At 44.0% G+C, this 12,913-nt stretch carries 14 protein-coding genes; 9 read left to right on the top strand and 5 right to left on the bottom strand.

All coding sequences use genetic code 11. The features are described from left to right. Positions 1-63 precede the first annotated feature (63 nt). The 4 genes from plsX (at position 64) to ACK28X_RS01205 (ending at position 3,098) form a co-directional block, all read left to right on the top strand. On the top strand, positions 64-1,122 hold the full coding sequence (plsX, locus tag ACK28X_RS01220; protein WP_412057887.1) for a phosphate acyltransferase PlsX: 1,059 nt from the start codon (positions 64-66) through the stop codon (positions 1,120-1,122). Positions 1,123-1,183: 61 nt separating this feature from the next. After that, positions 1,184-2,161, top strand: a complete 978-nt coding sequence (locus ACK28X_RS01215; RefSeq protein ID WP_412057886.1) for a beta-ketoacyl-ACP synthase III — start codon at positions 1,184-1,186, stop codon at positions 2,159-2,161. Positions 2,162-2,227: 66 nt separating this feature from the next. After that, positions 2,228-2,548, top strand: a complete 321-nt coding sequence (locus tag ACK28X_RS01210; protein WP_412057885.1) for an integration host factor subunit alpha — start codon at positions 2,228-2,230, stop codon at positions 2,546-2,548. A gap of 64 nt (positions 2,549-2,612) precedes the next feature. Further along, positions 2,613-3,098 (top strand): MerR family transcriptional regulator, encoded by a 486-nt coding sequence (locus ACK28X_RS01205; RefSeq protein WP_412057884.1) that lies wholly within the window; start codon positions 2,613-2,615, stop codon positions 3,096-3,098. Between the two features lie 33 nt (positions 3,099-3,131). On the opposite strand, the gene recJ is transcribed toward ACK28X_RS01205, so the two are convergent. Next, positions 3,132-4,925, bottom strand: coding sequence for a single-stranded-DNA-specific exonuclease RecJ (recJ, locus tag ACK28X_RS01200; protein WP_412057883.1), 1,794 nt, complete (start codon positions 4,923-4,925; stop codon positions 3,132-3,134). A 216-nt stretch (positions 4,926-5,141) separates the two neighbouring features. Between recJ and ACK28X_RS01195 the strand changes: the two genes are divergently transcribed. Next, a complete protein-coding gene (locus ACK28X_RS01195) occupies positions 5,142-5,945 on the top strand; it encodes a TSUP family transporter (protein ID WP_412058255.1) in 804 nt (267 codons plus the stop codon). On the opposite strand, the gene ACK28X_RS01190 is transcribed toward ACK28X_RS01195, so the two are convergent. Beyond that, positions 5,942-6,319 carry a response regulator gene (locus ACK28X_RS01190; RefSeq protein WP_412057882.1) on the bottom strand — a complete coding sequence of 126 codons (378 nt, stop codon included), beginning with the start codon at positions 6,317-6,319 and terminating at the stop codon, positions 5,942-5,944. The genes ACK28X_RS01195 and ACK28X_RS01190 overlap by 4 nt on opposite strands. A gap of 73 nt (positions 6,320-6,392) precedes the next feature. Here ACK28X_RS01190 and ACK28X_RS01185 point away from each other — a divergent pair, with 73 nt between their 5' ends. The 3 genes from ACK28X_RS01185 (at position 6,393) to ACK28X_RS01175 (ending at position 8,746) form a co-directional block, all read left to right on the top strand. Beyond that, positions 6,393-6,686, top strand: coding sequence for a DUF3572 domain-containing protein (locus ACK28X_RS01185; protein WP_412057881.1), 294 nt, complete (start codon positions 6,393-6,395; stop codon positions 6,684-6,686). A gap of 3 nt (positions 6,687-6,689) precedes the next feature. Beyond that, complete coding sequence (locus tag ACK28X_RS01180) at positions 6,690-8,033, top strand: DNA polymerase IV (RefSeq protein WP_412057880.1); 1,344 nt, start codon at positions 6,690-6,692, stop codon at positions 8,031-8,033. Between the two features lie 86 nt (positions 8,034-8,119). Beyond that, positions 8,120-8,746: a hypothetical protein gene (locus ACK28X_RS01175; RefSeq protein WP_412057879.1), complete on the top strand. Its 627-nt coding sequence runs from the start codon at positions 8,120-8,122 to the stop codon at positions 8,744-8,746. 55 nt (positions 8,747-8,801) lie between these two features. Here the strand turns inward: ACK28X_RS01175 and ACK28X_RS01170 are convergent, their stop codons facing one another. The 3 genes from ACK28X_RS01170 to pcsA all read right to left on the bottom strand — a co-directional run bounded on the left by ACK28X_RS01170 (position 8,802) and on the right by pcsA (position 11,307). Then, on the bottom strand, positions 8,802-9,287 hold the full coding sequence (locus tag ACK28X_RS01170; RefSeq protein ID WP_412057878.1) for a DUF6163 family protein: 486 nt from the start codon (positions 9,285-9,287) through the stop codon (positions 8,802-8,804). A 63-nt stretch (positions 9,288-9,350) separates the two neighbouring features. After that, positions 9,351-10,397, bottom strand: coding sequence for an enoyl-CoA hydratase/isomerase family protein (locus ACK28X_RS01165; RefSeq protein WP_412057877.1), 1,047 nt, complete (start codon positions 10,395-10,397; stop codon positions 9,351-9,353). A 109-nt stretch (positions 10,398-10,506) separates the two neighbouring features. After that, positions 10,507-11,307 carry a phosphatidylcholine synthase gene (gene pcsA, locus ACK28X_RS01160; protein WP_412057876.1) on the bottom strand — a complete coding sequence of 267 codons (801 nt, stop codon included), beginning with the start codon at positions 11,305-11,307 and terminating at the stop codon, positions 10,507-10,509. Positions 11,308-11,672: 365 nt separating this feature from the next. Between pcsA and ACK28X_RS01155 the strand changes: the two genes are divergently transcribed. Continuing rightward, positions 11,673-12,890 (top strand): UbiH/UbiF family hydroxylase, encoded by a 1,218-nt coding sequence (locus tag ACK28X_RS01155; RefSeq protein ID WP_412057875.1) that lies wholly within the window; start codon positions 11,673-11,675, stop codon positions 12,888-12,890. Positions 12,891-12,913: the final 23 nt, after the last annotated feature.

The raw sequence follows: 12,913 nt of genomic DNA, 5'->3' as shown, positions 1-12,913 counted from the left end.
TCAGCTAGGCGCCCAAAGTAGCGCATCAAAAAAAGCTAAAACTCTATAATGAGGAACAAAAGCGTGATTAAAATTTCTGTGGACGCTATGGGGGGGGATTATGGCCCGGAAGTTACAATCGCCGGTGCAGCGATTGCCCAAAGCCAACTCTCAGATTTAGAGATTCACCTTTATGGCTTAGCACCCGACATCGAACCAATCTTACAACAATATCCGCACTTGGCCAAAAAAGCGCGCTTTTTTCCAACGGAAACCTATACAGAAATGGATGAAAAGCCGAGTCAAGCCTTACGCAATGGTCGTGGCAAGTCCTCCATGTGGCACGCTATTGAATCGGTAAAGGAAGGCCGGACTGACGCTTGTGTTTCAGCCGGTAATACCGGCGCGCTAATGGCCATGGCCTATTTTTGCTTAAAAATGATGGCCGAAGCCGAACGTCCTGGTATTGCTGGCATTTGGCCAACCCTACGCAAGGAAAGCATTGTCTTAGACATCGGAGCTACAATTGGAGCCTCCGCCGAACAATTGGTTGATTTTGCTGTTATGGGCGCCGGCATGTTTCGCACCCTTTATCATGTTGATAAACCAAGCGTTGGCTTGTTGAATATTGGGGTTGAAGAAGTCAAAGGTTTAGACGAGATTAAAAAGGCAGGTATCCTTCTGCGCGAAGCGCGGCTTGACGGATTAGAATACAAGGGCTTTGTTGAGGGCAATGATATTGGAAAAGGCGCTGTCGATGTGGTCGTTACCGAAGGATTTAGTGGCAATATCGCCCTCAAAACCGCTGAAGGAACCGCTCGGCAAATGACTCAGACCCTGCGCGAAGCTATGGAAAGTTCATGGATATCACGGTTAGGCTATTTATTATCGCGCGCCGCCTTTAACAAATTACGAAGTAAAATGGATCCTAATAAAGTTAATGGCGGCGTTCTTTTAGGCCTAAATGGCGTAGTCATTAAAAGCCACGGTAGTACCGATGCAGAAGGATTTGCATCTGCTATTCGGGTAGGCTATGAAATGGTTCACAATGGACTTTTAGAAAAAATAGTGAGAGATTTGCGCTATTTTCATGAAAATAAACCCAATATTTTCCGCCTTGAAGAAGAAGCGGTTCAACAGTAAGAAGCCATATGATTAACGCAATCCAACATTTGAGCGCCACTGCTTTAAAAAGGCTTTATTTATGATACGCTCTGTTATATGCGGCGTAGGAAGCGCCCTGCCACGCTCCCAAGTCTCTAATAAGGCTCTGGAAGCCTTTGTTGATACATCCGATGAGTGGATCGTTCAGCGTACAGGTATTCGTTTTCGGCACATTGCAGAGAAAGATGAAACAACCGTATCTTTAGGTACTCTCGCAGCGCAAGCCGCTTTGCATAACGCACAGCTTAGCGTGGAAGATATTGACGGAATCATCTTAGCAACCGCAACACCCAATCATACATTCCCTGCTTCAGCGACAGAAATTCAAAACGCTTTAGGCATGCACCATGGTTTTGCTTTCGATATACAAGCCGTATGTTCAGGATTTGTTTACGCCCTTACCACCGCCAATAGCTATTTACAAAGCGGTCAAGCACGCCGGCTTTTGGTGATTGGTGCCGAGACTTTTTCCCGCATTGTTGACTGGAAGGACCGTACTACGTGCGTCTTATTCGGCGATGGCGCTGGAGCCGTGATACTAGAGGCACAAAATATAGAAGAAGGCTCAACAACAAAATCACGTGGGATTTTAGCTGCTAAATTGCGCGCCGATGGGGCACATCTTAACAAACTTTATGTTGACGGTGGGCCATCTTTAACCCAAACAACCGGTCATTTACGCATGGAAGGCCGCGAAGTCTTTAAACATGCGGTAGGCCTTATCACCGATGTGATTGATGACTGCTTTGCTCAAGCGGGACTTAGCGTACAAGAGCTAGATTGGTTTATACCTCACCAAGCTAATAAACGTATCATTGATGCTTCCGCCAAGAAGCTTGGTATTGCCCCTGAAAAAGTGGTAGGCACTGTCGCTCAACACGGTAATACTTCAGCCGCTTCAGTGCCTTTGGCTTTGAGCTTCGCTTCCGAAAAAGGGCTATTAAAAAAGGGCGATTTGATTATGCTAGAAGCTATGGGAGGCGGATTCACATGGGGGGCAATCCTTCTTCGCTGGTAAGACCCCTCTTGACGCCTTTTAAATAAGTCGTATAAATTCAAAGAGAAAAGAAAGAGGGATAATAGAATGGCTAACCAAACTATAACCCGCGCTGATTTAACTGAGGCAGTATGCCGTGAAGTAGGCCTTGCGAGAACGGAATCCGCTCTTTTGGTCGAGGCCGTTCTTGAAGAAATTTGTGCGGCTATTGCCAAAGGCAATAGTGTAAAGATTTCCTCCTTTGCTACCTTTGATATCCGTAATAAGAGCCAGCGTTTGGGGCGTAATCCAAAAACAGGTGAAGAGGTTCCCATCACGCCGCGCCGTGTTATCACATTCAAAGCATCGCATGTTCTCAAACAGAGTATCCTCAGTGCTCACAAAGCGCGTAAAAGCGGTGGTGCATAGCAAAAAATGAAACAAATGCGCACAAGCGGATGCGCAAGCCGCCTAAATATAAGGTGTTAGAGACATGGATAAAAGCCCAGAAGCTTTTCGGACTATCAGCGAAGTAGCTGAATTGCTAGATTTACCGCAACATGTTTTACGCTTTTGGGAAACCCGTTTTTCTCAAATTAAACCCATGAAACGCGGTGGCGGCCGCCGCTATTATCGACCACACGATATTGACCTTCTTCAAGGGATTAAATTTCTTCTTTATGATCACGGCTATACCATCCGCGGGGTTCAACGCCTTTTGAAAGAAAAAGGTATCCATACAATTGTTGCACTCGGCAAGGGCGAAATCAAAGGAGTGGAAACCCTTACCGCTCCCATAGAAGACCCCTTGGAACAAGAAAAAAAACAAGCGCGCGGCCTTTTTTCTTTTATGAAAAATGAGGCCGACCTGTTGATCGGCGCTGTTCATAACCGACAAAATAAGGACAACAAGACTCTTCTTCAAGAAGCTCTTTTTGAACTCATGGAATGTAAACGCTTGCTTGATCGGGCACGCTAAAGTTCCTTATCACTAAAGACGTTCAGCCTTTAGTCACGATTTTGCAGGCGCAGCATCCAGTACTTGCAATTGTACGCGAGTACGGCCATTCCACTCATTAAGCTCAAGCTGGCCTACAAGATGCACAATCTCACCAATATTTTGTAATAAAAAATCCCCCAAAGGGCTATTCACAGCACGAAAGGCAATAGCCTCCAACCGTTGCCCTGAGAAGTTGGCAAGGGAACAACGCACATGTTGACCACCTACAAAGCTTGCGGCAATAAGCCGGTGTCCTGGTACAGCAAAAACAGGGGCAGGATTACCCGTGCCAAAAGGGCCTGCTTGCTCAAGCAAGCCAACCAAAGCAACATTCGCCCCTGCAGCCGAAATGGAACCATCAATCACCAAACTTTTTTTATTTTGCTCATTATCGTGGTGTGCCTGAACCGCTTTTAAAAACCAATCAACAAATGCGCCTAATTGGCCTTTTGCTAAAGTTAAACCTGCAGCCATTTTATGCCCGCCGCCTTTGCTTAAATAGCCTAGGGCTACAGCTTCTTCAATAAGTACGCTCATGTCCACCCCAGTAACAGAGCGGGCTGAGCCAACACCCGTACCATCAGCTTGAAGAGCAATAGCAATAGTAGGACAAGAAAACCGATCCTTCAGGCGTGAAGCTAAGAGCCCTACAATCCCTGCATGCCAAGCCTCGTGCGCCACCACAAGAGCAGGAGGCGCACCGCTTTCCCCATAAAGATTCTGAACCATAACTAGAGCCTGATGTAGCTGTTCGCGTTCTAAGACTTGGCGCTCTTCATTCAAAAGGCTAAGCCGATGAGCAATAGAAAGAGCTGTATCGCGGCATGATGTACTCAAAAGTATGCTTCCTAAAGCTTGGTCGCCAATCCGCCCTCCCGCATTAATGCGGGGACCCAGCACATAACCCAAATGATAAGCCTTCAAAGGCACGTTAATTGCCGCTGCTTCTATCAAAGCAGCCAAACCAACATTGCCCCCCTTGCGCGCTACTTCCAGCCCTTGCCGCACAAAGGCTCGGTTTACACCTTTTAACGGTACAACATCGCAGATTGTTGCTAAAGCCACCAAATCTAAATAAGCCAATAAATCTGGCAGTGGAGTGGCGTGTCCGCTTTCCCGCAACCGCTTGCATAAGCCTACTAAAGTTACAAACACGACACCAGCAGCACATAAATGACCCTGCTCAGAAGTATCATCCACACGATTAGGATTTACCAAAGCATCAGCAAGAGAGTTTCCCGCCGCAAATGCGGCCGCTTCTGTAATTTGGTGGTGATCAAGCACCACCACCCGCGCACCAGCCTGCTGTCCAGAGCGAATTGCTTCAACGCTATTGCTGCCGCAATCAACAGTAATAATCAATTGCGCCCCCTCACTTGCCAAACGTTTCATTGCCTGAGGGTTAGGGCCATAGCCTTCCTGGCGGCTAGGAATATAAATTTGAACCTCAAGGCCAAAATGGGAAAAAAAACGAGCAAGGATCGCACTTGAGCACGCCCCATCCACATCATAGTCACCAAATACAACAATTGACTTCTGCTCCACCAAAGCATCCAACATACAATCAATCGCCGCGTCCATCCCAGCAAACATAGCAGGATTGGGAAGCAAAGTACGTAAACGTGGTTCAATAAAACTAGAGACTTCCGCTTCTTTCACCCCGCGTGCTGTTAAAACACGCGCTACGATATCCGGCACATTATACTTTTGAGCAATAACCATGGCCTGCTGATGACTATGGGCATCCAACGCATCTAGCCATCTATAGCCCCGTATAGAGGTCTCAACATTTAAAAAAAAAGACATAAACCTTTATAAACTATTACCCATGCGTTCGCAACACACGCAAAGGCTAGCTAAAAGTTATGTTTACTGATGTAAAAAGCATTAGCACAAACAAACAACAACATAAATATATTACCATCTTGCCAAAAATCGCGCATTTTATTTATATAGAGAAACCCGCCTATAAATATCCTATATTATTCATCTACTCTTTACTTAAAAGAAATTTTATTGTTTATAGAGATTACAAAATTTATTTCCCAAGATCCCATTATAATTCTTGCTTTTATAGCCTTTTTTGCTGGTGCAATTGATTCTATTGCAGGCGGCGGCGGGCTTATCACTATCCCCGCCCTTATCCTTTCGGGAATGCCTCCGCTAACTGTTTTGGGCACCAATAAGTTACAAAGCCTTTTTGGCTCTTTTTCTGCTACTATTGCCTATGCTCACGCAGGCCACGTGCGCATTCAACAGCAACTTTTTACTGCTATCATGGCTTTCATAGGCAGTATTCTAGGCGCACTAATTGCAACGCGCCTGCCGAGCACTTTTCTTCAGGCCATTCTGCCTATTCTTCTCCTGCTAATCGCTGGTTATTTTACTCTCAAGCCCCAGCTTGATGATAAAAGCAAAGTCCAAAGACTAAAACCTTTCATCTTCTCTTTGATTATAGCTCCGCTCATTGGACTTTATGATGGGCTTTTTGGTCCCGGCACTGGCTCGTTTTATATGTTAGCCTTTGTGAGTCTTGTCGGCCATGGCATCTTACGTGCTACTGCCCACACAAAGCTTCTTAATTTTGCCTCTAACCTTGGTGGTTTTATCACTTTTGCCATGATCGGGATAATTGATTTTCGTATCGGGATTGTCATGGGGATAGCACAATTCCTTGGTGCTCAATGTGGTGCACGCTTAGCTATGTACGTTGGCGCACGATTGATCAAACCCATTCTTGTTATCACCTGTATTATTTTAGCTACAAAACTCTTATGGGATCCACAAAACCCCTTACAACAATTTTATGCAAAAACTCTTGGTTAAGCAGGTGCTTCATCCAAATAACGTTTTATCATAGCGATAAAATTTGGCACAGAAATAGGCTTAGACATATATTCCTCGCAACCGCTAGTACGAATTCGCTCTTCATCACCTTTCATAGCAAAAGCAGTTACTGCTACCACAGGGATGGTTTTTAGTGTAGCATCGGCCTTCAACTGCTTAATCACATCAATACCAGATACCTCAGGTAATTGAATATCCATTAAAATTAGCGCTGGGTTCGTCTCACGAGCAAGTTCAAGAGCGGCAAGACCATTGCGCGTTTCTACCGTACTATAACCACTAGCTTCAACAAGATCGCGGAATAGTTTCATATTAAGTTCATTATCTTCAACAATCATCACTTTTTTTAACATTTTTTAAAATCCACCCTTTCGCCACTCAGAATATAAGCTTAAACTCAACAAATTACCACACAGCTAAAATGACATGAATCATCAAAAAACAAACGCCCCCTTCGCTGAACAAGTGGCTATTGATGCTTTGTTCTTTATCGCTAACGATCCAGAATTATTGCCGCGTTTTTTACATCTCACAGGCATTGATGTAAAAAACTTGCGCTCAGCTGCTCAAAGCCCAGGCTTTTTAGCTGGTGTATTGCAATTTTTCTTAGACCACGAGCCCAGCCTATTGGCTTTTACCCAAGCAAGTCCTTATTCTCCACAAGATGTCCAAAAGGCTCTATGGCAATTGCCGGGAGGGGAACCAACTGCATGGGGATAAATCATGGACTTAAAACGTTTTCACCAGCCTGAATATGGCTTCTGCCGCGATTGTTTCAGCCTTCAAATAAAAAAATCAATCCGCTGCCAAAATTGTGGATCGCCTCGTCTATTACAACATAGAGCGCTTTATCAACTAAACATTGCTCATATTGACTGCGATGCTTTTTTTGCAGCCATAGAAAAGCGCGATAACCCTGCTTTACAAAATAAACCAGTCATTATTGGTGGCGGCAGGCGGGGCGTTGTTTCAACTGCTTGTTATAATGCGCGGCTTTATGGGGTTCATTCTGCTATGCCTATGTTCCAAGCAAAAAAACTCTGCCCTGACGCCATTATTATTTTCCCTAATATGGCAAAATATAATGCGGTAAGTAGGAATATCAAACAATTGATGCGTAATCTTACTCCTTTGGTAGAGTCGCTTTCAATTGATGAAGCCTTTCTTGATATGCACGGAACCGAACAACTCCATGGCGCACCGCCTGCCTATATCTTGGCGCAATTTGCGCAAATGATACAGCAAGAAATAGGGATCAGTATCTCGATTGGCCTCTCTTACTGCAAGTTTTTAGCAAAGCTTGCCTCTGATTTCGATAAGCCGCACGGCTTTCACATAATCGGCAAAGAAGAAGCCCAAGCTGTTTTAGCTGAGAGGCCTGTGACTGCCCTGTGGGGCGTAGGTCGCGCGCTAGCCACAACATTGGCTAACCACGGAATTACCCAAATCAAAACTCTACAGAAAATGGAGGAGGATATTCTTATAAAGCGCTATGGTACTATGGGTAAGCGGCTGTACCACCTAGCACGTGGACAAGACCCGCGTCCTGTAAAAAGTAATACAGAAATCAAAAGCATCTCCGCTGAAACTACGTTTCCACAAGATTTATACCGCGAAGAGGATTTATTACCCATTTTACGCAACCTTAGCGAAACCGTCTCACACCGTTTAAAAAGCCAAGCTATGGCAGGTCAAACCGTAGTACTAAAGCTAAAAACAAGTAATTTTAAGAATTATACCCGTAATCAGCACCTAACAACCCCCACCCAAATGACAGAATATTTGTTTCAAACGAGCCGTAAATTACTCTGCAAAGAGTTAGGGCAAACACGTTTTCGCCTTATTGGCTTAGGCGTCCAACAATTAACTAATTGTCTCCCGGCCACGTCCCATAACAAATTAGAGGCTGAAGCTTGGCCTGATTATTGGGCTGATCCCCGCGAAGCAAAGCGCCTAAAAGCAGAACGCGCCGCAGATTATCTGCGAAACAAATTTGGAAAAAGCGTTATTGAAACAGGGCTTACTTTTGCCTCTATGTCCAATACAGATAAACATAACGATCAATAAGCGCTATAAAAAACTAGTAAAGTGCAACATAAGCCCTTTGATCTCCCAAGTCTTATGCTAAACTAATAAAAAATAATGAGGGTGACATGCGATACTTTATTCTTCTTTTTTGCTTACTTGTAAGCGCTTGCGCCACAACCGAACTTAACGGGATAATGGATCCTTCCTATCGTGGCCGATTTGAAGCCAAAAAAATATTGGTCTATAGTGAAAACCTGCCCATCGGTAGAGCGCAAACAGCAGAACGCGCGCTTGTTGAAGCATTAGGCCCTTATCAAGTGCAAATAATAAGTGGTCTTTATACCTTTCCGCCAATAAGAAAATATACACTTGCTGAGATAGCAAAAAGCTCCAAAAAAGCAGGCATTGATGCAATATTGATTTTAAAATTGGATAAAGAATGGCTAAAAGAGGACTATATCCCGCCCATTTATGTGCCCGGGGATAGCTATAGCACGGCCTATGAAATAGGTAATACTATAAACATCCACACCCGAACCAACCCAGGTTATACCCTAGGTGGGAATACGCTCTATAAGCCAAATATGGCCGTAAGTGTATCGCTCAAAATCCCTGCTCCTCTTAAAACCATCTGGATTGCTGACATTGCAAGCGCTGGCAGTGGTGTAGCCTCCTTTGATGATTTATGGGACGACGTAGCAAAAAAAATTACCCTAGCACTCGCTGGAGAGGGTATCATAAAACAGTCATAATGAAATAACTAGCACGTGAAGTTACCTCCTCGCGTGCTAGCCCTACCAGAAAATATTAATATTTTGGTTTATTTTCAAGGCGTTGCTTTCTTTTTTGTAGAGATAACATAAACCACACAACTAATAAAATAGCCAGAAACCCGCTCTGCCACATCACCCCTTCGATAAGAAGGGAAAAAACTTTTTGATACCCGAATGCTAGGCAAGCCTCAATAGTATTGATTAATATCAAAAAAATAATGCCCCAATAAGCCAATCCCCATAGACCAAGCGCCACGATAGGATAAGCCACTGCTAGTCCAACCATCAACCAGCGCCATTGCCAAGGCATGAGATCAAAGCGCCAAGCTCCCTTTAAATCTGCCGCTAAAAAAAAAGAAAACTCATTAGTAGAATAGGCTCCTATAAGAATTAACCAGCATACCCCTGTAAACCCCAAGCAAACTAGCGCTAAAAACCGGAGGTAAATATTAAAGATTTTATCTATTGCCAGCGGGTACAATTTTATCCTAGCCAAGCTTTCATTCTTTAATTTACACATAAATTAAACCATATAAGTTATTATAAACATTATATAATATAGGTTTCACAAATGAGCAGACTCCTAGGCCAAATCCAATTCATGCGTAAGCGGCTCAAAATAAGCCACCAATTGCGCTTCATCAATAGCCTCACACGTAGCTGGTTGCCATTGCGGCTTGTTGTCTTTGTCCACTAAAACAGCGCGTACCCCTTCATAAAAATTATGCTCCTGCAAAAAGCGGCAAGCAATGCGATATTCCATTTTTAGGCATTCCTCAAGAGATAGGTTAGCGCTTTGACGCATTTGCGCACAAAAAACTTTTAAGCTTACGGGCGCTTGCTTGGCCATCGCATCAAGGCAATGCTGGGCTAAGGCATGACCTTGCGCGCGCTCATAATGCAAATTTTTAATAATCTGATCAAGATCAGGGCATTTAAAACAAGCTGCTATAACAGCGCGATCAAGAGAGGACGTCTCATAATGAACAGTTTTTTGAAAATGCGCTAAAAGAGAATCAATCGCCTCGCCAGCAATCAGTCGCGCCCGTAGCTGCGCTATATCGGCATGGGCCACTGCATGAGTAGCGATGCCTGATTGGACACAATCTCCCCATCTTAAACGCGCGCCTATAAGCCCCAGATAAAGGCCAAAACCGCCAGATAAACGATTGAGAAAATAACTAGCTCCCACATCAGGGAAAAAACCAATGGCACCTTCAGGCATAGCAAACAGCGTGTTTTCCGTAACGATTCGGTGTGAGCCATGGACTGAAATTCCTGCCCCACCGCCCATAAAAATACCATCAAGCAAAGAAATATATGGCTTTTTATAACGCCCAATACAAGCATTCAGCTTGTATTCATCACGAAAATATTCATAAGGCGGTGCACCAGCTTTACCAGACCGGTAAGCAGCCACTACATCCCCACCGGCGCAAAAGGCACGCCCCTCGCCGGCAACTAAAACAGCACGAATCTTTGGCTCATTTTCCCAAACTTGCAATTGGTGATACATCGCTTTTACCATAGCATGCGTAAGAGCATTAAGAGCCGAGGGCCGTGTTAGAGTGATTAACCCTATCCCGCCCTCAACACCAAAGATAATATCGTTACGTTCGTTAACATTCATATCCGCCTCCCTATCGTTCTACATGCTCTATGCCACGCATCTTAGAAAGATGATCAAAATAAGCAAAGAACGTCAAGCCTTTTATAGAACTTGATCGGAAGCGCTTTATTTATGCCCCTTGCACTTCCTTTGCGTGACCACCAAGCCCTGGAAAAATTTGCATGACCGCGCCAATCCAATAAATGTACACACTCGTAACAACAAGGCTAATTTTAACCCAATTAGGTGTGATCAACTGATCAGATGTATGTACATTATACAAAAGCGCTATTACAGCAAGAACGCACCAAGCTAAGAAAATAGGCAAATTAAGCCAACGTAACCGAGCAACACGAACAGGATGCAAATAGTTAATAGGCAAAAAAGATAAAATTGCTGAAATCAGCACAATGCCAAACGACCAAGTCTGCCCTGGTTGCACAACAAACAAGCCGAAAACTACCATATTCCAAACCACTGGAAAGCCTTTAAAGAAATTCTCTTTGGTTTTCATACCGGTATCAGCATAATAAATTGCGGAAGAAACAACAATCAGCGCCCCCGATAAAAAGGAAAGGCCAGAGCCCATGAAGCCACTTTGATAAAGAGCAAAAGCAGGGATAAGCACATAAGTCACATAGTCAATAATATTATCTAATAACTCACCCGACCAATTGGGCAAGACATATTTGACCTCTAATTTACGTGCTATCGGCCCATCTATTCCATCGACCAAAAGAGCTAATCCCAGCCACCAAAACATACTTGTCCAGTTTTTCTCTGAGGCTGATACTAATGATAAAAACGCCAAAAAAGAGCCAGAAGCTGTTAAAAGATGAACCGAAAAAGCCCGTGCTTGTGGCATAGTTACATTTTTAGCACGCAAACGCTCTTTACCACTTTTTATTTTCTCAGATAATGTTTCTTTCATAACCTCACCATCAATCTAGTCATGGGGACACCCCGGATCCGAACTTTTATCCATACTATTAGCGCCAAAATATTTTTAGCGCTTTATCCAACGGGTTAAGTTCTTAAAAAGATCGAATCTTTTCCAAATGTATTTAAAAGTTTTATGGAGGATTCAAAAAAAGAAAACAAGCATTATCTTATAATAGTATATCATCAACCAGCTATACAGCATGATAGATCGCTATGAAAAATGATCAAAGATTGACAAAAGGAAGATAAAAAATATATCCATAACGAACTTTAACATTAATCCTTGATGAGCCTATGAACCCAATTTAGCTAATAAATCACGCTTCTTATAGCGGATAAAACATGTTGAAAGCCATGCCAAATCTTAATACAACAATTGCCATTATCGGGGCTGGTCCAGCAGGCATGTTAGCAGCATTACAACTAGCTAAACATGGCTATTCTTGCGCACTTTTTGGTCCACCACCCCCAAACGATCAGCGCACAACAGCCTTAATGATGCCATCTATTAAGGCCTTGGAAGATATTGCGCTTTTTAAAACACTCAAAGCCTATGCAGCTCCCCTTAAAACCATGCGCTTGATTGATGATACGCATCGCCTTTTGCGAGCATCATCCGCCTCTTTTTATGCTCATGAAATTGGTGAAACAGCCTTCGGCTATAACCTGCCTAACTATATTCTCAACCAGAATTTATTAAAAACAGTAAAGGCCCACCCCTTAATTACTTACCACCCTACACAAGTAAACACCTTTAATCACCACGAAGACCGGGTTGATTTCATCTGTGATGATGACACCCATCACCAAGCAGCTCTCGTTATCGCCGCTGATGGTAAAAATTCGCGCGCCCGCGCGGCAGCAGGTATTAAGCTTCACCAATGGAACTACCCACAAACGGCGATTGTCTTTTCCTTTTCACATAGCCATTCACATCAAGATACTTCAACTGAATTTCATACCCAAAACGGGCCTTTCACTCAAATTCCTTTAAAGGGTCAAAACTCAAGTCTTGTTTGGGTGACCCATCCCAAACGGGCAACAGAACTTTTGAGCCTCGGCCCGCAAGCGCTAGCCTATGAGACCGAGATGCAAATGCATTCACTTTTAGGCAAAATTACCCTTACCTCCCCACCACAAGCATGGCCCTTATCAGGAGGACTCGCAAAAAAATTTGCTGCCAATCGCACCCTTTTGCTAGGAGAAGCCGCCCACGCCCTACCACCTATTGGAGCACAAGGCCTTAATTTAGGCATACGGGATGGGCAATATCTTGCTAAAGCCCTTACGCAAAGTACTCATGATTTTGGTGATAAGCATGTATTACGCGCCTATCATCGCTATCGCCAGCCCGATATCTGGACGCGCAGCCAAGCGGTTAACCTCCTTAACCGCGCTTTACTCTCTAACCTTTTTAGCGCCCAAATGGCTCGCTATTTGGGGTTAGAGCTATTGCGTCACACCCCTCCTTTACGTCGTCTCTTTATGCATGAAGGCATGGCTCCTGGAAGTAGTTGGCATGCTTTGACACAAACGCTTCCTTCATGGTTAAAGAATCATACCCCATTCTGAAGCCCTATAGATTTTCTGACCTT

It is taken from the genome of Bartonella sp. DGB2, assembly GCF_046843095.1.
GTDB lineage: Bacteria > Pseudomonadota > Alphaproteobacteria > Rhizobiales > Rhizobiaceae > Bartonella.
The sequence above is the reverse complement of the archived record's forward strand: the minus strand, read 5'-3'. Positions and strand labels throughout refer to the sequence as shown.

Excerpts from the sequence above, each read along its gene's own strand:
- ACK28X_RS01215 (WP_412057886.1), top strand. The coding sequence starts at position 1,184 with ATGATACGCTCTGTTATATGCGGCGTAGGAAGCGCCCTGCCACGCTCC.
- ACK28X_RS01210 (WP_412057885.1), top strand. The coding sequence starts at position 2,228 with ATGGCTAACCAAACTATAACCCGCGCTGATTTAACTGAGGCAGTATGC.
- ACK28X_RS01205 (WP_412057884.1), top strand. The coding sequence starts at position 2,613 with ATGGATAAAAGCCCAGAAGCTTTTCGGACTATCAGCGAAGTAGCTGAA.
- recJ (WP_412057883.1), bottom strand. The coding sequence starts at position 4,925 with ATGTCTTTTTTTTTAAATGTTGAGACCTCTATACGGGGCTATAGATGG.
- ACK28X_RS01190 (WP_412057882.1), bottom strand. The coding sequence starts at position 6,319 with ATGTTAAAAAAAGTGATGATTGTTGAAGATAATGAACTTAATATGAAA.
- ACK28X_RS01185 (WP_412057881.1), top strand. The coding sequence starts at position 6,393 with ATGAATCATCAAAAAACAAACGCCCCCTTCGCTGAACAAGTGGCTATT.
- ACK28X_RS01180 (WP_412057880.1), top strand. The coding sequence starts at position 6,690 with ATGGACTTAAAACGTTTTCACCAGCCTGAATATGGCTTCTGCCGCGAT.
- ACK28X_RS01175 (WP_412057879.1), top strand. The coding sequence starts at position 8,120 with ATGCGATACTTTATTCTTCTTTTTTGCTTACTTGTAAGCGCTTGCGCC.
- ACK28X_RS01170 (WP_412057878.1), bottom strand. The coding sequence starts at position 9,287 with ATGTGTAAATTAAAGAATGAAAGCTTGGCTAGGATAAAATTGTACCCG.
- ACK28X_RS01165 (WP_412057877.1), bottom strand. The coding sequence starts at position 10,397 with ATGAATGTTAACGAACGTAACGATATTATCTTTGGTGTTGAGGGCGGG.
- pcsA (WP_412057876.1), bottom strand. The coding sequence starts at position 11,307 with ATGAAAGAAACATTATCTGAGAAAATAAAAAGTGGTAAAGAGCGTTTG.
- ACK28X_RS01155 (WP_412057875.1), top strand. The coding sequence starts at position 11,673 with ATGCCAAATCTTAATACAACAATTGCCATTATCGGGGCTGGTCCAGCA.